Below are 20,047 nucleotides of genomic sequence, written 5' to 3'. Positions count from 1 at the left end.
TTGTCTTGAGGTGATAAACGTATGAAATGGGCAATCCCACAATTATCTAAATATCGCCAAAACGGGATGCCGATTGACGAATTAGTTCAATTGGATGATGTGATGAAACGTAACCCGGACATCCGTCAGATTACACCTGTTCATGTAAAAGGGCACTGCACATTTGGTGCATCCCAAATCACTTGTCATTTTCAATTGACAGGCACGCTAACACTTCCTTGTGCACGAACATGGGAAGACGTTGAGTTTTCATTTGATATTGAGTCCGACGAAATATTCAGTTGGTCAGAAACTGCTAATGAAACAGACTATGATAACCTTCACGTTGTAGAAGGTGAAGTAGTAAATGTTGACCCTGTGTTAGAAGAACTAATTTTATTAGAAATTCCGATGCAAGTGTATAAAGAAGATGCGACAATTCCGACACCTAAGAATAACTCTGATTGGAGTTTTTCAACGGAGGACGAATTAGCCTATCAAAAACAGAATGACACAAAAAAAATAGATCCAAGACTTGCTGATTTAGCAAAGTATTTTGATCAAACAGACGAATAACCGATCTGTAAGGAGGTGCCATCGATGGCTGTACCATTTAGAAGAACTTCTAAAACTGCGAAACGTAAACGTCGCACACATTTCAAACTAGCTCTACCAGGTATGGTTGCTTGCCCAAACTGTGGTGAAAGTAAATTGGCTCACCACGTATGTAAAGCATGCGGTCAATACAAAGGTAAAGAAGTTGTGAGCAAATAATTCAGTATTTGTTCTGGAAAAGACTACTAGAGAGACCATGGCTCTCTAGTGGTCTTTTTTTATTTGTTAATAATGCTGAAGGCTCTCTTTCGAACTCAACAAGTATTAATTTTAAATAACATTAAATAATACATAATATAATTGTTTAATCTTATCATTATTGACAGCATCCTCTAGGTTGCTGTTTTATTTTTTTGAATAACTTTTAAAAAAATTCCATTAGGTAATGTTTGAATTTAGCATCTCTTTTATTCGCTGATAAAGAAGTTTCGTTAAATTATTGAGTTGGACTTGTGGAGCACATTGCATCAGCCAATTAAAACGGGTATGATGATATTATTTCTATTTTCTAATTATTCTAAAAGGAGTAGATTTAAATGGCGTATCATTTTCAAGAACAAGATGGAGTATTAACATTTACTATTGATCGTCCAGAACGACGTAATGCCATAAATGATGAAGTGATGGAAGGTTTTAAAGAACTAATTACATATGTACATGATCATGATACCGTACGTTTTTTAGTCATCACTGGAGCAGGGGATCGCGCATTTTGCTCCGGAGGGGATTTAGCAGAGTTTCATTCATTAACAACCGAAAAGCAAGCTTTTGGAATGCTAAGTAAAATGGCCAAAATTCTTTATGATCTGGCAACATTACCAGTCCCGACTATTGCCTTAGTTAATGGTGCTGCCGTTGGTGGAGGTTGTGAAATTGCGACAGCCTGTGATTTTCGTTTAGTAGCTTCTGAAGCAAAATGTGGTTTCATTCAAGGGACTTTAGCTATTACTTCTGGCTGGGGTGGCGGAACATATTTATTTGAACGTGGATTACGCCTTGATCGTGCTTTGAAAATGTTAGTGGATGCTAAAGCATATCCAGCTGAACTTTTATATGAAATCGGTTGGGCTATGCGTGTATTTGAAGGTGGTAAAGAAGAAGCTCTTGAGACGTTTATAGAGGACATGCGTAAAGTCCATCCTTCAGTTCATAAAGCTTATAAAGAAATGGAGCTGCGCAAATGGCGAGAAATGGGGCTATTTGATCGTGTTATGGAGGAAGTTCACACCTGCTCAAAATTGTGGGAAAGTGATGCACATCACGAAGCTGTAAATCGTTTTCTATCAAAATCAAAATAACTTCTAAAATTGAAAAACTCGCATATAGTAATAAAAATGCGAGGTGATTGAGATAGAAGTTAAAAAAAGAAAAGATCAATGGTTAGCTGTAGATGATACACGTTTGGTGGAAATTATATTAATGGCAGTTCGAGAAGGTCGATCACAGCTTGCAGGTTTTGAAGAAGCAGCTGAAGAGTTAGGCCGTACAAAACAAGCTTGTGGCTTTCGATGGAATAAAACATTAAGAGCACAATATGAAGCGGAATTGGAAGATGCTAAAACAAGGCCAAAGCAAATGATGCGTTCACATCTAAAACAAGCGCTTATGAGCTTTGACCAATTATCTGAAGCTTATCAAACATTGAAGAAATCTCATGAAACATTAAAGCATGAGCATGATGAGTTAGTAAATTGGCTCGAACAAGGTTTAGAGAAGGTTAGACAATAAAAATGCAGTTAAATATTTCGTATGGAAGATCATTCTAAATCTATTTTGGAATGATCTTTTTATTGTGAATAAAATAACAAAGAAGAAAAAATACTCAATAATAACTAAAATTTGCTAGTTAATAGTTGAAATCGCTTTCTTATTTCGTTTAGACTAATAAGGAAAGGGAGAAACGGTTCAAGCAAAGGGGGATGAATATGCGCAAAGTTCTAATTGCCAATCGTGGGGAGATTGCGAGGAGAATTATCTCTACATGCCACAAGTTAGGTATTGAAACAGTTGCTATCTATTCAGATGCAGATCAAGATTTACCTTTCGTAAAAGAAGCGACAAATGCTGTTCGTATAGGTGGAAATCAAGTTGCACAGTCTTATTTGAAGGCTGATGATATTATTCAACTTGCCATTGAGCATCAGGTAAGTGATATTCATCCAGGTTACGGGTTGCTATCAGAAAATGCGGATTTTGCTAGAAAAGTAGAGGCTGCGGGTATTCGCTGGATTGGTCCAAATGCAGATATAATCGAGCAAATGGGTGATAAAATTCAAGCGCGTCAAACGATGAAAAATGCCGGTGTTCCAGTTGTACCAGGTTCAGAAGAAGGTCTAACTTCATTAGAAGAGGCATTGCAGTTTGCTAGTCTAATAGGATACCCTGTAATGCTGAAGGCATCAGCTGGTGGGGGTGGTATTGGCATGGTGTGCTGTGGAGATGAGCAAGCGCTCAGTCATAGTTTTGAAAATGTAAAAAAACGAGCGCAATCGTATTTTAAAAATGACCTCGTTTTTATTGAGAAGTATATTCCGAATGCGCGTCATATCGAAGTGCAAATTTTCGGTGATGATAAGGGGGATATCGTTCATTTATTTGAACGAAACTGTTCGATTCAACGACGTCATCAAAAGGTTATTGAAGAATCGCCATCACCTCATTTTCCGCAAGAGGAGCGCATAAAATTATTGCAAGCTGCTGTGGATGCTGCAAAAGCTGTTCGTTATACCAATGCTGGAACAGTAGAATTTATAGTGGATGCTGAAAATCACTTTTATTTTCTAGAGATGAATACACGCTTACAGGTCGAGCATCCAGTTACCGAGGCTATTACTGGATTTGATCTTGTTGAGTGGCAATTGCAAGTAGCTGAAGGCAAGACATTACCTGTAAAAGACCAAACAGCTATAAAGTGCACTGGCCATGCAATTGAATATCGTATTTACGCAGAGGATCCAGAGAGGTTTTTGCCATCACCGGGTAAGTTGCAAGTATTGATGTTCCCGCAAAAAGGTAATTGTCGAATAGATAGTGGTTACGTTGAGGGAAATACAGTGTCACCGTTTTATGATCCGCTTATTGCGAAACTTATCGTGTTTGGGGAAACAAGAGAGCAAGCATTGGCTAATTCTGAAACGGCTATCAAGGACATAGATATACAAGGGGTAAAATCAAATGTGTTATTATTTGATCGATTATTGCAAGAAGAAATGTTCCAATCAGGAGTTTATCATACAAGTTCGCTAACAGAATGGTTAGCCAATCACAAGGGGGATAAGATTTATGGGGGAAATTAAAGCATCAATGGCAGGTACTGTATTTCGTGTAGAGGTAAAAGAAGGAGACGAAGTAACTGCTGGTCAAACTGTCATCGTTTTAGAGTCTATGAAAATGGAAATCCCAGTAGATGTTGAAGTGTCAGGCGTAGTTGCTGAAGTGAAGGTCAACGAAGGTGACTTCGTTAACGAAGATGATGTGCTAGTCGTTTTAGGTTAATGTAAATGTAAGTGTAGAACACAAAGGGGAGGCCTTGATATGACTGAACAAACAGTATATAACGAACGTCTAGCAAACAAACTTGAGGGGATTTTTGCAGGTGGACATCCGAAATACCATGAAAAACTAAAAGAGACAAATAAATTGTTCGTACGAGATCGTTTAGCACTTCTTTTTGATAATGGAGAATATGAAGAGGATGGACGTTTTGCGAATTGCGAAGCAGGCGATTTACCTGCAGACGGCGTGGTCACTGCAATGGGGAAGGTGAATGGTCAAACAGTTTGCGTCATGGCGAATGATTCAACTATAAAAGCAGGTTCTTGGGGTTCTCGTACTGTAGAGAAAATTATCCGTATCCAAGAAGTGGCAGAAAAAAATCAAGTACCTATGATTTATTTAGTAGATTCAGCAGGAGCACGTATTACAGATCAATTGGAAATGTTTCCTGGGCGTCGTGGAGCAGGACGTATTTTCCATAATCAAGTGAGAATGTCAGGGATGATTCCGCAAATTTGTTTATTGTTTGGTCCTTCTGCTGCAGGTGGAGCATACATACCGGCGTTTTGTGATATCGTTGTTATGGTAGAAGGTAATGCTTCCATGTACTTAGGTTCACCTCGTATGGCTGAGAAGGTTATTGGTGAAAAGGTGTCGCTTGAGGAGATGGGTGGAGCACGTATGCATTGTACTGTTAGTGGGTGCGGAGATGTACTTGTTTCAACTGAGGAGGAAGCTATTTCCGAAGCACGTCGATATTTAACGTATTTTCCAGCGAATTTCGCTGATAAACCAGCAGTAATTAGTGGAAAACAACCAAAACAAGGTCGCAAATTAGAAGAAATAATTCCTGAAAATCAAAACGCGCCTTTTAATATGTATGAAGCGATTGAGCAGTTAATAGATGAGGGAAGTTTTTTTGAAATAAAAAAACTTTTTGCACAGGAATTGATTACTGGTTTAGCGCGTATGGATGGTCAAGCGGTGGGAATTATTGCGAACCAACCGAAAGTAAAGGGCGGCGTATTATTTGTTGACTCGGCAGATAAGGCGGCTAAATTCATTAATTTATGTGATGCATTTTCAATTCCATTATTGTTCCTAGCTGATGTGCCAGGCTTCATGATTGGTACAAAAGTAGAACGTGCTGGAATTATTCGCCATGGTGCGAAGTTAATCTCAGCGATGAGTTCGGCAACAGTACCTAAAATTTCAGTAGTGGTACGAAAAGCTTACGGAGCAGGACTATATGCAATGTGCGGTCCGGCATTTGAACCTGATGTCTGTATTGCTCTTCCAACTGCGCAAATTGCCGTAATGGGTCCAGAGGCGGCAGTTAATGCCGTTTATTCAAATAAAATTGAAGCTATTGAAGATCCGAAAGAACGAATACAGTTTGTAAAAGAAAAACATGATGAATATAAAAAGGAAATCGATATATACAAAATGGCATCCGAAATGATTGTAGATGAAATCGTAGCGCCATGTGATTTAAGAGCGGTCATTACGAAACGTTTGACTTATTATGACTCAAAACAAATCATGCTGCCATATCGAAAACATCCTGTTTATCCTGTATAATAAGTGTTGCAATTGAGGTCTACCTATCTAAGGTGGACCTCAGTCTATTTTTATTGAAAGGAGATATCGATATGCAAATTGTTGTTGTAGGTGGAGGAGCGGTTGGTTTGCTGCTAGCATCCTTGCTACAAAAAGATCGCACCCAGATGAATATTCTTGTTCACCGAGAAACTCAAGCAAGTGAACTTAATGACAAAGGTCTACAGCAAATCGATGTCTTGCAACAGTCGCACCATACATATATTAAAGCTTCACATGACTTTAAAGTATTTCCGACAGATGCAATATGGATAATTGCCGTAAAATATCATCATCTAGCAAGTTTACAATCTCTATTTAATTCGTTACCAGAAAGCACGTCTTTACTTTTTATTCAAAATGGTGTGAAACATTTTAAATTTGCAAAGAACTTGAAACAGAAGCATATTGCTTTTAGTTCAGTAGAGTTTGGAGCTGAGAAGCTATCGAATTCAAGTGTTGCACACAGAGGGATTGGCAAGATGAAAATAGCTATAGAAAGAGGAGATGGACAGCCGTTTAAAAAGTTTTTTCAACTATCAGATTCTAAACTACCGATTGAATGGATAGAAAATGCAGAACAAATGATAATACGAAAAGCACTATTAAATTGTCTTATTAATTCTCTAACGACTATACTAAATGTTAAAAACGGTTCTCTTATTACGAATGAGCACAGTTTAATATTATTAGAGAAATTATATAAAGAACTCATGGAAGCATTCTCGGAACAACAGGATCAACTTCTATTTGAGGATGTACTTGCTTTATGTACAAAAACAGCAACGAATACATCTTCTATGCTTACAGATCGATTAAATGGAAGGTTAATGGAAGTAGATACGATTGTTGGTGGGATATTAGAGATAGCGCAAAATCGTGGTCACGAAATGCCTACATTAAAGACTCTTTATATGATATTAATGGCAGCGCAACAAGGCGGTGTAGAAAGATGATATATATACTGTCAATTTTTTTGCATTTCATTATACTTTGCCCGGTCATCTTATTTCTCATTATTTATTCACTTCTTAAAAAATTATCTAAGAAGCGAGTAAAAGTATTTGGTAGGGCAGCAGATATGACGACGTTCATACTGTTTTTTTCTGTTCCAGAATCTGTGGATTTTTTATGGGGATATGATATCGGGTTTATAACTTTTATTGTTGCAATAATAATTGCGATTGTTTTTACGATAATTGAATGGCGCTCGACAAAAGAAATTGAAATACTACCGTTATTCAGGAAGATTTGGCGCTTCTTATTTTTAGCGTTAACCATTACTTATGTGGTTATTTGGATTATTATAATAGTTCAAAGAATCATTTTATATGTGACGATGACGTGAGCGTATTTTTTCAATCCAACCGATTAAAATGCTATACTCGAATGAAGTTAACAATATAGAGGAGTTTATACTAATATGAAACTGGAACAAATAGATGTACCGGTAACGAATCAATTATTGGTAGATTATCGTAATCAAAAATCAACAATTTCGTCGTTTTTTCATTATACAAATGAAGATGAATCTTTCGAAAAACGTTTAGAAGAACTAAAAAATCATCCGATTCGTCGAGCTGAACTCGTAAAAGTTATCCGTGAATTTATGGAACCGCTAGAGAAATCGGTAAAAGTGGAACAACATTTACAAGAATTAGAAAACAATGCAGTAGTTGTAGTTGGTGGACAACAAGCGGGCTTATTAACAGGGCCGTTATATTCCGTTCATAAAGCTATTTCAGTTTTACTATTAGCTAAAGAACAGCGTGCAAAATTAGATATTCCAGTCGTTCCGGTATTTTGGATTGCTGGTGAAGACCATGATATTGATGAAATTAATCATACATTTACATTATTAAATGGTCGTTTGCAAAAACAGATTCATCCTGACCGTTCAAAGAAGAAGACGATGGCTTCAACAACAACATTAGATATTGAAGATACACGTAAATTTATAAAAAACGTCTTCCAACAATACGGCGAAACTGCATATACGGAAGATTTGTTGGCGAAAATCGATACATTTTTAGTAAAGAGTCATACATATACTGACTTTTTCGCTCAATTAATGCACTGGTTCTTTAAAGAAGAAGGATTACTTCTATTAGATGCAGCTGATCCGAAACTTCGTGCTTATGAAGCACCGTATTTCGAGAGATTAGTGAATCACTCTGAAGAGATTGCAGCTGTTGTTTCAAACCGAGAGGCGCTTTTGGCCGACAATGGTTATGGTACCCCAATTGGTGCAACAAAAGAAAATGCCAACCTTTTTTATGTCAAGGAAGGCGAGCGCTTCTTACTAGAGCGTAAAGATGGCAATTTTATCAATAATGTAGCGAATGTCCATTTTACGAAAGAAGAACTGTTGCAACTTGCAACAGAACAACCTTCTTGTTTAAGTAATAATGTAGTAACAAGACCGCTTATGCAGGATATGGTCTTGCCTGTACTTGCATTTGTTGGTGGACCGGGAGAGCTTGCATATTGGTCTACATTAAAAGACGCATTCGAGTTGCTTGGTATGAAGGTGCCGGTTTTTGTACCACGTATGAATATGACACTTGTTAATCGCCAAGTGGGACACTTAATAGAAGCTCATGATTTAACTATTACTGAAGTATTAAGTGGTAAAGTGGCCCAAATGCATCAGACATTTGTAAATGAAGTGTATGATGATGCTGCAAAAGAGACTATTGAAAAAACAAAAGCGTTGCTACAGCAGCAATATGTGGAATTACAAAAGCATTTGCATAACAATAACGTACACCTAGATAAAATAGTCATAAAAAATCTAGATATTCATGAAAAACAATTAGACTTCCTATTGAAGAAAATAGAAGCAGAAGTATTGCTTCAGCATGATGTTACAATTCGTAAATTTACCGAGATGGAAGGCCAGCTGATTCCAGAAGGTAATTTGATGGAACGTATATTTAATCCATTCCAATATATGAATGAATATGGCATGACTTTAATTGATGAAATTTTACAGTTACCACTAGAAGTTAGTGAATTGCATCAAGTAATATATATATAATTTGGAATAATGTGGATTAAAAAAGTGATGTTTTTTTAAAATATAATAGATATAATATTATCCTGATTATAGGGTATTAAAAGCTATCTCAATCGAGATAGCTTTTTTTATTAAAAATATCAAAAAAATACTACTGTTTGGTAATAAAATAATAAAATAATAATAAGAAGTATGAAGTTTTTTAAACAAAAAGGGAAAAATTAGTAGAAATACTGTTGTTGATAAGGACGATTTACGCATTTTAATGTAAACGCCCTTATTTTCCAATGAATTAGTGGTGGAATGTGGGGGGATGTGGTACATTAATTTCATATAGTGGGGTGAGTAATATGTTCATGGGAGAGTATCAACATAGTATTGATGCAAAGGGCCGATTGATTATACCTGCTAAGTTCCGTGAACACCTTACGGAAGGCTTTGTCATCACTCGAGGATTGGATAATTGCTTATTCGGGTATCCTATTTTGGAGTGGCGTAAGCTGGAAGAAAAACTGAAGCAATTACCTGTTACAAAGAAAGATGCCCGAGCTTTTACGCGTTTCTTCTTTTCAGGTGCTACAGAGGTGGAAGTGGACAAGCAAGGCCGTATTAATATCCCAAGTAACTTATTAACACACGCTAATGTTCAAAAGGATTGTGTAGTACTCGGCGTTTCTAATCGTATTGAAATTTGGTCCAAAGAGTCTTGGCAAAATTATTTTGCTGAATCTGAGGAATCCTTCAATGACATTGCTGAGAATATGATTGATTTTGATATATAACCAATTTAGAGGAGGGACAAACCTTGTTTAATCATACGACTGTATTATTAAAGGAAACCGTTGATGGATTGAACGTTCGTCCTGACGGCATTTATGTAGATTGTACTTTAGGTGGGGCTGGACACAGTGAATATTTAGTTAGCCAATTATCATCAGAAGGTAGACTTATTTGCTTTGATCAAGATACTTCAGCCATTGAAAATGCTAAAGAACGTTTAGCGCCATATTTAGATAAAATAACTTTCGTACATTCAAACTTCCGTTATTTGAAGGAAGAATTAGAAGCATTAGGCATAGATAAAGTTGACGGAATTTTATACGACTTAGGCGTATCATCTCCTCAATTAGATAACGCAGAACGAGGATTTAGTTACCATCAAGATGCACCACTTGATATGAGAATGGATACAACAGCTGAACTTTCCGCATTTCATGTTGTGAATGAATGGTCATTCGAAGATCTTGTACGTATTTTTTATCGATACGGTGAAGAAAAGTTCTCGAAACAAATTGCCAGGAAAATTGAAGAAGCTAGAAAGACCAGCCCAATTGAAACCACGGGTGAACTAGTAGATTTAATTAAAGAAGGTATCCCAGCAGCAGCAAGACGTAAAGGCGGACACCCAGCGAAACGTGTATTCCAAGCCATTCGAATTGCTGTAAATGATGAACTTGGTGCAGCTGAAGATTCGTTAATACAAGCACTTGAAGTTATTAATGTAGGTGGACGAGTTAGCGTCATTACTTTCCACTCTTTAGAAGACCGATTATGTAAAACTATCTTCAAAGAAGCATCCTCTTTGCCTGAATTACCACCAGGTTTACCTGTTATTCCCGAAGAATTAGCTCCAGGGATAAAACTTGTTACTCGTAAACCGATATTACCTTCAGAGCAAGAACTAGAAGAAAATAATCGAGCTCGCTCTGCAAAACTAAGAATAGCTGAAAAAATTAAAGAAAAAGGGAAGTGATTAAATGGCATTGCTTAATCGGCAACAACAACAAACGTACATCCAGCAGCCACAGCCAACAGTACCGGAGAAAACCGTCCAGCAGCCAACACCCAGACCTTCCAAAAGAATATTGTCTAAGGGGGAAAGAGTTCTCCTTGTGGCCATGGTGACAATAATAGCATTATTGTCAGTTATGAATTTGAATGCGCAATCTGCAATTAATACAACATCTGTTGAAATTCAAAATATCGAAAATAAAATTGATGAAACGAAGAAACAAAATGCGGAATTGTCCATCGAGGTAAGCGAACTCTCTACATATGAGCGTATTTGGAATAAAGCGAAAGAATTAGGCTTGAAGCTAAACGAAAAAAACGTGAAAGTAGTGTCTGGACAATGAAGAGAAAGTTTCGATTTCAATGGGGAGCCTTTCTAATGTTAGTCGTTTATGGAGGGCTCTTTTTTGCTATGTTTTTCCGTATATTTACAATCCAAGCTTCTGGCCAAGTAGAGGGGCAAGCTTTGGCAGCAAAAGCGGCAGCAAAATATGAAAAATCAAAAGTAATTACAGCTAATAGAGGTAACATTCTAGATCGGCAAGGGCAAGTTATTGCAGAAGATACAATTAACTATCGCTTAGTAGCAGTAATTAGTCCTAAAGTATCTGAAGGAACTAAAACTATTATGCACGTCGCAGATAAAGAGAAAACTGCCAAAATTTTAGCGAAATATCTTTCTATTAGCGAAAAAGATATATTTGATAAATTAAATACAAAAGCGAAGAATGCACAAGGTAATGAAATCCGTCAAGTAGAATTCGGTGCGGCAGGTCGTAATATTAGCCATGGCGTAATGGAGAAAATTAGTAGTGAAAAGCTACCAGGCATCGTCTTCATGGAAGAAACAAAGAGGTTTTATCCAAATGGTATCTTTGCATCAAACTTAATTGGCTTAGCACAAAGGGATACTCAGCAAGATGGACAAACTAGAACTGTAGGTAAAATGGGACTAGAATCGATCTATAACAAAGAATTATCTGGTACTGATGGAAGGGTTCAATATAAGAGTGATGTATGGGGTTATTTGCTACCTAATAGCGATAAGATGGTAGAACCTGCAAAAGATGGTGCGGATGTATATCTAACGATTGATAAGACCATACAAAACTTTTTAGAAGATTCGATGTCTAAAGTTTATAAAAAATATAATCCTGAATCGATGGTAGCAGTCGTTGCCGATCCGAAAACGGGAGAAATACTTGCTGTTTCGCAAAGACCTACATACAATCCACAAGACGGTACTGGACTTGAAAATAGCTGGTTAAACCAGTTAACAGAATTGACGATTGAACCGGGTTCAACAATGAAAACATTTACATTAGCAGCTGCAGTTGAAGAAGGGAAATGGTTCCCGAATGCTACATTTCAGTCTGGTCAGTATACTGTGCTCGATCGAACTATTCGAGATAGTAACCAAGTTGGATGGGGAAGTATTTCGTATTTAGAAGGAATCCAACGGTCTTCAAACGTAGGTATGGCTCACTTATTAAAGTTAATGGGCGATGATACCTTTATTTCTTATATGAATAAGTTTGGTTTCGGAGAAAAGACGGGAATTGATTTACCAAATGAAGCGACGGGGAAAATTTTAGATAAATATCCAATTAATCGCGTCACAACTACTTATGGACAAGGATCTACAGTCACCCCTATTCAATTAATTCAAGCTATTTCTGCCATCGCAAACGATGGTAAAATGATGCAACCGTATGTAATTGAGAAAATCGTGAATCCAAATACGAAAAAAATCGTCAAAGAGAACACCCCAACAATTAAAGGTCAGCCTATTTCCGAAAAAACGGCTAAGGAAGTTAGAAAGATTTTAGCTTCTACCATTTATTCCGAAAAAGGAACTGGTCAAAACTTTGCAAGTAAAGAATATGAAGTTTCTGGTAAAACTGGTACAGCTCAAATTCCGAATGCATCTGGTGGATACTCTTGGGGGAAAAATGAATTCTTGTATTCATTTTTAGGTATGGCTCCTGCAAATGACCCTCAGTTAGTTATGTACATTGCTGTGGAAAAACCTAAGCTTGGACCTACAGATGTCGGTTCAGAACCAACAGCAACCGTATTTAATACAGTTATGGGAAGTAGTTTAAAATATTTAAATATCAAGCCTCAACAAATTAAGAAAACAAGTTCTCTAACTATGGAGAACTTAAATGGTCAACTTGTTGAAGAGGTTGAAAAAGAATTTGAAGAAAATGACATAGAAACGGTTATCATAGGTAATGGAGAAAAGATTACAGATCAATACCCTGCAGAAAAATCAGAAGTTTTATCAGGCGGTTTTGTATTCTTGAAGACAGATGGGGATTCAATAGTACCTGATTTTACAGATTGGTCACTCCGTAACGTTCTTACGTATCAAACAATGTCAGGTGCCAATATAGAAATTAATGGTGAAGGCTATGTACAGAAACAAAGTATTAAAGCTGGTACTGTACTAAATAGAAACAAGAAAATTATTTTGAAAATGAAAAAACCAGAGGAACGTTACAAATAGTTCATATGATTTTGCAAAGAATTTGAATAGTACGGGGAGTCATATCATACTTTGTAAGAAAAAAAGGTGTGATATGTCGAACAATGTGGGCCACTAAAAGTACAAAAAAAAGAATGCAGTGGATGTGGATTGTCTTTGTTGTTTTATTCCTTATGCTTATTGGGAAATTAGTACATGTACAGTTTATACAACATGATTTGTTAACAAAAAGGGCAGAAGAAAGCTGGGATCGTGAAATACCAGTTTCAAGTTTAAGAGGGAACATAGTAGATCGTAATGGTAAGCTAATCGTTGGTAATAAACTCGCCCCAACATTGTATTTTATGCCAGCTCAAAATGATAAACCTTTAGAGGCTGCAAAAGAGTTGGCATCGATATTAGGAGTAGATGAGCAAGCATTAGCAAAAAAAATGCAACAAAGAACGTCTATAGTAAAGCTTGCTCCAGAAGCTAAAAACATATCTAAGGAAATTGCCGAAAAAATACAACAAAAAAATATACCAGGAATTTACGCAGGGCTTGATTACATACGTTATTATCCGTATGATCAATTACTCTCTAGGCTAATTGGTTTCACAGGTTATGATCAGCAAGGATTAGCCGGATTAGAGTATCAGTACGATGATTTATTGATGGGAAAAGCTTCCGCAATCCGCTTATTTACAGATGCGAAAGGTGCAGCATTGCCTCATGTCCAAGATAGTTGGAAAGAAGGTAAAGACGGTGCAACAATGGAACTGACCATTGATGTTGATGTTCAAAAGGTCGTAGAACGTGAGCTTTCTCAAGCGATGGAGAAATACGAGGCAGACCAGGCAATGGGTATTGCTATGAATCCTAAAACTGGTGAAATATTAGCGTTAGCATCTTATCCAACATTCTCTCCTCCTTCATTTTCCAAAGTCGATTCCAAAATTTACAACAGAAATCTACCAGTGTGGATGACCTTTGAGCCAGGTTCTACATTTAAAATCATTACATTAAGTGCAGCGTTAGAAGAACAGGTTGTTGATTTAGATAAGGAGCATTTCTTTGATCCGGGCTACTCTATGGTAGAAGGTGCTCGTCTACGTTGTTGGAAGCGTGCAGGCCACGGAACCGAAACCTTTTTAGAAGTCGTACAAAATTCTTGTAACCCAGGTTTTATAGAGCTCGGAAGAAGAGTAGGGCCAACAAAACTTCAAAAATATATACGTGATTTTGGATTTGGGAAAACAACGGGATCGAATATGGCAGGCGAATCAAGTGGAATATTGTTCTCTGAAAAGGCATATGGTCCTGTTGAACATGCTACAACTTCTTTTGGGCAAGGAATCTCTGTCACGCCAATTCAACAAGTCCAGGCAGTATCAGCAGCGATTAATGGGGGTACACTTTATCAACCCTATATAGTTAAAAATCTAATCGATTCTAATACAGGCAAGGTATTGAAAAGCTACAAACCAGTAAAAAAACGTCAAGTGATTAAGCCTGAGACGTCCAAAAAAGTTCGTGAGGCATTAGAATCGGTTGTTGCTTTAGGTTCAGGTAGAAATGCTTTCAGAGATCACCTACGTATAGGTGGTAAGACTGGAACGGCTCAAAAGGTTGAAGATGGACGGTATAAGGATGGCGAGTATATTGTATCCTTTATCGGCTTCGCACCAGCGGATGATCCAGAAATTGTTGTTTATGTTGCAATAGATAATCCTAAGAACGTTACGCAATTTGGTGGTGTTATTGCGGCACCAATTGTGGGGCAAATCATTGAGGATGTTCATGATAAAGTTGGTATTACAGAACGAAAGGGACAATTAGAAAAGATATATAAATGGGGGGATGTCGAGAAAGTGCGCGTACCTAATTTGGTCGGTCAGACAAAAGAAGATATAGCAAAATTACAATATCCGTTTCGTTTAGAATGGCATGGAAATGGCTCCAAAATTGCCTCTCAACTGCCAAAAGCAGATGCACAAATCGGACTAGATGGCATAATTCACGTTTATTTAGAAAAATAGCGTGTATTAGTCTTTAAAAATAGAATTGAAACTACTATGATAGTACATGTACTAAAGAAGGTTAGAAGGAGAATTTTCATGACAATTGCAACAACCTTAATTGTTTTGGCCACTTCATTCGTCTTAACGGCAATTTCAGCACCAGCTGTTATTCCGTTATTACGTCGAATGAAATTTGGTCAAAGTATTCGAGAAGAAGGACCAAAATCACATCAGAAAAAAGCGGGAACTCCAACGATGGGTGGCGTAATATTTTTATTCTCTATTATCGCTACTACAATTGTATTAGGTTATCTAAATGATGCCTTTACCTCACAATCCGTTGTATTAATTCTCGTCTTATTCGGCTTTGGTTTAATCGGCTTTTTAGACGATGGTCTTAAAATTATTTTCAAGCGTAATTTGGGATTAACATCCCTCCAAAAGTTAATCGGACAAATTATTATTTCGATTGCTGCCTATTTCTTATTAGGTCTAGGCGTTTTCCATAATACAATTCAGATACCACTTACTGATTTCGCCTTTAATTTAGGTGGATTTTATGTTTTATTCTTAATCTTTTGGTTAGTAGGTTTCTCTAACGCTGTTAACTTAACAGATGGGTTAGATGGACTTGTGTCGGGTACAGCTTCCATTGCGTTTACTGCATTTGGTGTGCTAGCGCTTGTAAACGATCAAGTTGATATCGCGATATTTGCATTTGCTGTAACAGGTGCTTTACTTGGTTTCTTACTATTTAATGCCAATCCAGCAAAAGTATTTATGGGAGATACGGGTTCACTTGCTTTAGGTGGAGCACTTGCGATGCTTTCAGTATTAGTTGGGCATGAAGTGTTACTATTATTGATTGGTATTATCTTTGTTGCTGAAACACTGTCTGTTATTTTACAAGTAGCAAGCTTCAAATTAACAGGTAAACGAATTTTTAAAATGAGTCCACTACATCACCATTTTGAGTTATCAGGCTGGTCTGAATGGCGTATTGTTCTAACATTCTGGTTGACAGCAGTAGTTGCAGCGTTGATCGCAGTGGTTCCGGAGGTCTTGAAATGAAAAGCATAAATGGGATGGAACATAAAAAAGTACTTGTACTAGGATTAGCGAAAAGCGGTGTCGCAGCTGCGGAATTACTGCATAAAATGGGTGCTTTCGTTACTGTAAATGATGCAAAACCTTTTGAAGAGAACATTGATGCACAACGTCTGTTACAACAAGGAATTACAGTGATTTGTGGCCGTCATCCAGAAGATTTACTAGATGAAGGTTTCGAATTAGTTGTGAAAAACCCTGGGATTCCTTATACAAACATTCTAGTAGCAGATGCTGTAAAACGTGGTATTCCAATTTGGACTGAGATAGAGCTCGCTTACTTAATTAGCGAGGCTCCAATGATTGGTATTACGGGTTCAAATGGTAAAACAACAACGACCACCTTGCTTTACCATATTTTAAATCAAGGTGGTTTAAACCCTCTCATTGCTGGAAATATAGGTACAGTAGCATGTTCAGTCACTGAACATGCAACAACAGATAATGTAGTCGTTACAGAATTATCTTCATTCCAATTAATGGGTACTGAACAATTTAAGCCGAAAATTGCGATTTGGACGAATTTATACGAAGCGCATATTGACTATCACGGTTCAATGGAAGAATACAGTAATGCTAAATTTGCTGTAACACGCAACCAGGATGCATCAGACTATTTAATCTATAACGCAGATCAAGAAGTTGTCGTAAGTTATGCAAATAAATCACATGCACATAAAGTTCCTTTCACAACAAAAGGTATTAATTATTTAGGAATAAGTGCAGATGATGACATGATTTACTGGTTAGGTAAACCATTTATCAAACGTAGCATTATAGCTCTTCCTGGACAACATAATTTAGAAAATGTTTTAGTAGCAGTTGCTGCAGCGATAATTATGGATTGTCCGAAAGATAAGATTGAGCATGTTTTATCATCATTTACGGGTGTTAAGCACCGTACACAATTTGTTCGAGAATGGCAAAGTCGTAAAATCTTCAATGATTCTAAAGCAACTAATACATTAGCTACTCGCAGTGCGTTAGCAGCCTTTAAACAGCCGCTTGTTTTACTTGCAGGTGGCTTAGATCGAGGGCACTCATTCGAAGAACTACGTCCACATATGGGGAATGTTCACGCGGTTGTCGTAGCTGGGGAAACAGCTAAGCGATTTGCTAAATTCGCAGAATCATGTGGTGTTAAAAAAATAGCATATGCTGATGATATGGAATCAGGTGTTAAACAAGCAGCAGATTTATCAAATGAAGGAGATGTCATCTTATTATCTCCTGCATGCGCAAGCTGGGATCAATACCCAACTTTCGAGGTGCGTGGTGATAAGTTCATCGAAGCTGCAATGAAGTTGTAAGGAAATTCGAACAACAGGAAGGATGCCATAGCTGAATCAACGTGAACGCACACTTTTTATGAGTGCAATCATTTTATTGACATTGATAGGCATTGTTTTCGTCTATTCTGCAGGGACTTATTGGGGCAAGGTACACTATGGCAATACTGCCCCTTTTCTTTTTAAACAACTAATTTATTTAGGTGTGGCAGTAGCAGCATTTTATGTTGTTTCCAATAGTTCCCTTCTAAGGATGGAAAAAAGTTGGACAATACTGTACATATTTTCACTCTTACTTTTAATAGCGGTATTGATTCCAGGAATAGGCGCCGTGCGTAATGGTTCTCAAAGCTGGATTGCTTTTGGACCCCTTAGTATTCAGCCCGCTGAATTTGCTAAGATTGCATTACTTGTAAAATTAAGCTTTGTGTTAGCACGTAAGAAAAGTACGGAAAGAACCATTCAATTAAGTCACTTTGTTTTGATTTTATTGCCAGCAGCGCTTATAATGCTGCAACCTGATTTTGGTTCTGCGTTTATTTTACTCGTATCATCCTTTGCATTACTTTTTATAGCTGGTTATCCAATTCGTTTTTACGTTTTTCTAATGATGATTGGTATAAGTGGTTTAGTGGGTTTAATAATGGCGGCTCCATACCGATTAAAGCGTATAGAGGCGTATTTGGATCCTTGGTCTGACCCTTTAGGTAGTGGCTTCCAAGCAATCCAATCCTTACTTGCAATTGGGCCAGCTGGTTTGTTTGGACATGGTTTTGGTAACAGTCGGCAAAAGTATCTCTACTTACCCGAACCACAAAATGATTTTATCTTTTCCATCATTGCCGAGGAAACAGGCTTTATAGGCGCAGCATTGATCGTTATAACCTTCGCGGTGGCTTTATACTCTGGTTATGCTTTGGCCGTCAGAACGCAGCAATTAAGCTATTATTACAGTGTTGCAGCATTGATTAGTATGCTAGGTTTTCAAGCGTTCTTGAATATTGGAGTTGTTTCAGGCTTACTACCTGTTACAGGAGTTACTTTGCCTTTTATAAGTTATGGTGGTTCATCCCTAATGTCCGCTTGGCTTATAGTCGGTGTAATTTGGAATTTTACAAAAAGAGTATAAATAAAAGAGGAAGGAGTGCACAGTATGGAGAAAATTATAGATATAGAAGAACGTATTCCTACGCTTCGTGAACGTCGTAAAAAACGGACGAATCAGCGGTTTACAATATTGCTAGCCATTTTCGGCATTATCTTACTGGCACTTCTTTATTTTCAATCATCACTAAGTCATATAGGGGAAATTAAAGTAACTGGTGGCCAATTAAAAAAAGCAGAATACTACACAAAACATAGTAAGATCCGTGTAGGAGATTCTTTGTGGGGGGTTAAGCCAAAAAATATTGAAGAGACCCTTCAAAAAAAAGATTGGGTCGAGAGTGTATCAGTTGAACGTAATTGGTTAAACACTGTGACTATAAAAGTAAAAGAGTACGATAAAAAAGCTTTTATTAAGAATGGTAGTCAATATAATTTGGTGTTGCAAAATGGTGTGATTTACAGCTTAGATGAAATACCACGTGATTTGAATTTACCCATCTTGGTTGGTTTCAAAGAAGACGCCTTACTACTTAAGATGATTAAACAGTTGGACAAGGTCGATCAAGAATTAATGACTTTAATTTCTCAAGTAAATGCTGTTCCAACAAAATCCAATCCTTATGCGGTACGTTTATTTATGAATGATGGTTTTGAAGTTCGTGCAACTATTACGACATTGGCTGAAAAATTGCGGTATTATCCATCTATTATTTCGCAAGTCAAAAAAGGTGAAAAAGGGGTTATTGACTTAGAAGTAGGTTCATTCTATCGCTCGTATTCGAGTGAATATGGTAAACCAACTTCAAAGGAGGAAGTAGATGACCAAACAACCAGCCAATAAAAAACGTCATTCATTTAAACATCAATTTGCCTTTTTAGTAGTTTCGATTGCCCTGGGCTTTCTTTTCGCGTATGCCTATAATACGGCAAAGACAAAAGATAACACGATGACTGAAACAAACTCTTCTGATTTTGAAAAAAAAGAACAATTACGTGAAGGTTTAATTGCTCAACAAGAACGTAATAAAGAACTTGAAGAAGAAAAATTACTTTTACAACAAAAAATAAAGGATTATGAACAAGACTTTTCGGGTAATAAAGAGGGATATAAAGATTTAGTGAAGCAGGCTGATGATCTACGCCTTTTACTTGGTAAAATACCTGGACGAGGATCTGGTGTTACAGTGACGCTACAAGATGCTGAATATGATCCGAAATCGGTTAACCCGAATGACTACATCGTACATGAAAGTCACGTATTCAAAGTATTAAATGAATTAAAGATTTCTGGAGCTCAAGCGATTGCCATTAATGGTCATCGATTAAAAGCTAATTCTTATATTAAATGTAATGGTCCAGTAATCACGATTGATGATGACCAATTCCCAGCACCATTTGTCATTGAAGCAGTAGGTGACCCAAAGGTATTGTCTGCAGGCTTAACACTAGCTGGTGGCGTTTTTGACCAACTCATTGATGATAATATTATTGTGACGATAGATGGTAGTAAGCAGCTCGTCATGCCTGCCGTCCAAGGAAATTCTTAATGGCCTAA

General features: G+C 37.2%; 20 protein-coding genes. All 20 read left to right on the top strand.

Features of this window, described 5'->3' with window-relative positions:
- The first annotated feature begins 21 nt into the window (after positions 1-21).
- The gene (locus AC3IS5_RS16305) at positions 22-555 is read left to right on the top strand and encodes a YceD family protein (RefSeq protein ID WP_489425332.1); all 534 of its coding nucleotides are present in this window, start codon (positions 22-24) and stop codon (positions 553-555) included.
- Between the two features lie 24 nt (positions 556-579).
- Positions 580-753: a 50S ribosomal protein L32 gene (rpmF, locus tag AC3IS5_RS16300; protein ID WP_038183775.1), complete on the top strand. Its 174-nt coding sequence runs from the start codon at positions 580-582 to the stop codon at positions 751-753.
- A gap of 377 nt (positions 754-1,130) precedes the next feature.
- Positions 1,131-1,892, top strand: coding sequence for an enoyl-CoA hydratase/isomerase family protein (locus AC3IS5_RS16295; RefSeq protein ID WP_489425331.1), 762 nt, complete (start codon positions 1,131-1,133; stop codon positions 1,890-1,892).
- Between the two features lie 43 nt (positions 1,893-1,935).
- Positions 1,936-2,322, top strand: a complete 387-nt coding sequence (locus tag AC3IS5_RS16290) for a transcriptional regulator (RefSeq protein ID WP_489425330.1) — start codon at positions 1,936-1,938, stop codon at positions 2,320-2,322.
- A gap of 197 nt (positions 2,323-2,519) precedes the next feature.
- Positions 2,520-3,890: an acetyl-CoA carboxylase biotin carboxylase subunit gene (locus AC3IS5_RS16285; protein WP_489425329.1), complete on the top strand. Its 1,371-nt coding sequence runs from the start codon at positions 2,520-2,522 to the stop codon at positions 3,888-3,890.
- A complete protein-coding gene (locus AC3IS5_RS16280) occupies positions 3,877-4,089 on the top strand; it encodes an acetyl-CoA carboxylase biotin carboxyl carrier protein subunit (protein ID WP_489425328.1) in 213 nt (70 codons plus the stop codon). The genes AC3IS5_RS16285 and AC3IS5_RS16280 overlap by 14 nt, the downstream gene beginning before the upstream one ends.
- Positions 4,090-4,128: 39 nt before the next feature.
- A complete protein-coding gene (locus AC3IS5_RS16275) occupies positions 4,129-5,670 on the top strand; it encodes an acyl-CoA carboxylase subunit beta (protein ID WP_489425327.1) in 1,542 nt (513 codons plus the stop codon).
- A 71-nt stretch (positions 5,671-5,741) separates the two neighbouring features.
- Positions 5,742-6,644, top strand: coding sequence for a ketopantoate reductase family protein (locus AC3IS5_RS16270; RefSeq protein WP_489425326.1), 903 nt, complete (start codon positions 5,742-5,744; stop codon positions 6,642-6,644).
- Positions 6,641-7,036, top strand: coding sequence for a DUF3397 family protein (locus AC3IS5_RS16265; RefSeq protein WP_489425325.1), 396 nt, complete (start codon positions 6,641-6,643; stop codon positions 7,034-7,036). Before AC3IS5_RS16270 ends, AC3IS5_RS16265 begins: the two co-directional genes overlap by 4 nt.
- 75 nt (positions 7,037-7,111) lie before the next feature.
- Positions 7,112-8,728 carry a bacillithiol biosynthesis cysteine-adding enzyme BshC gene (gene bshC / locus AC3IS5_RS16260; RefSeq protein ID WP_489425324.1) on the top strand — a complete coding sequence of 539 codons (1,617 nt, stop codon included), beginning with the start codon at positions 7,112-7,114 and terminating at the stop codon, positions 8,726-8,728.
- Between the two features lie 329 nt (positions 8,729-9,057).
- Complete coding sequence (mraZ, locus tag AC3IS5_RS16255) at positions 9,058-9,489, top strand: division/cell wall cluster transcriptional repressor MraZ (RefSeq protein WP_038183816.1); 432 nt, start codon at positions 9,058-9,060, stop codon at positions 9,487-9,489.
- Between the two features lie 23 nt (positions 9,490-9,512).
- Entirely contained in the window at positions 9,513-10,460 is a 948-nt protein-coding gene (gene rsmH, locus AC3IS5_RS16250; RefSeq protein WP_489425323.1) for a 16S rRNA (cytosine(1402)-N(4))-methyltransferase RsmH, read from the top strand.
- A gap of 4 nt (positions 10,461-10,464) precedes the next feature.
- Positions 10,465-10,842, top strand: coding sequence for a cell division protein FtsL (ftsL, locus tag AC3IS5_RS16245; protein ID WP_489425322.1), 378 nt, complete (start codon positions 10,465-10,467; stop codon positions 10,840-10,842).
- A gap of 35 nt (positions 10,843-10,877) precedes the next feature.
- Positions 10,878-13,010: a penicillin-binding transpeptidase domain-containing protein gene (locus AC3IS5_RS16240; RefSeq protein WP_489425321.1), complete on the top strand. Its 2,133-nt coding sequence runs from the start codon at positions 10,878-10,880 to the stop codon at positions 13,008-13,010.
- A gap of 83 nt (positions 13,011-13,093) precedes the next feature.
- Positions 13,094-15,007, top strand: coding sequence for a stage V sporulation protein D (locus AC3IS5_RS16235; RefSeq protein WP_489425320.1), 1,914 nt, complete (start codon positions 13,094-13,096; stop codon positions 15,005-15,007).
- Positions 15,008-15,085: 78 nt separating this feature from the next.
- Positions 15,086-16,060, top strand: a complete 975-nt coding sequence (mraY, locus tag AC3IS5_RS16230; protein WP_489425319.1) for a phospho-N-acetylmuramoyl-pentapeptide-transferase — start codon at positions 15,086-15,088, stop codon at positions 16,058-16,060.
- A complete protein-coding gene (gene murD / locus AC3IS5_RS16225) occupies positions 16,057-17,406 on the top strand; it encodes a UDP-N-acetylmuramoyl-L-alanine--D-glutamate ligase (RefSeq protein ID WP_489425318.1) in 1,350 nt (449 codons plus the stop codon). The genes mraY and murD overlap by 4 nt, the downstream gene beginning before the upstream one ends.
- A gap of 58 nt (positions 17,407-17,464) precedes the next feature.
- Positions 17,465-18,514, top strand: a complete 1,050-nt coding sequence (ftsW, locus tag AC3IS5_RS16220; RefSeq protein ID WP_193738657.1) for a putative lipid II flippase FtsW — start codon at positions 17,465-17,467, stop codon at positions 18,512-18,514.
- A gap of 24 nt (positions 18,515-18,538) precedes the next feature.
- Positions 18,539-19,333, top strand: coding sequence for a cell division protein FtsQ/DivIB (locus AC3IS5_RS16215; RefSeq protein WP_489425317.1), 795 nt, complete (start codon positions 18,539-18,541; stop codon positions 19,331-19,333).
- Complete coding sequence (locus AC3IS5_RS16210) at positions 19,311-20,039, top strand: DUF881 domain-containing protein (protein WP_489425316.1); 729 nt, start codon at positions 19,311-19,313, stop codon at positions 20,037-20,039. Before AC3IS5_RS16215 ends, AC3IS5_RS16210 begins: the two co-directional genes overlap by 23 nt.
- Positions 20,040-20,047 lie beyond the last annotated feature (8 nt).

The organism is Viridibacillus sp. KH_047, from assembly GCF_057838945.1.
The sequence above is the reverse complement of the archived record's forward strand: the minus strand, read 5'-3'. Positions and strand labels throughout refer to the sequence as shown.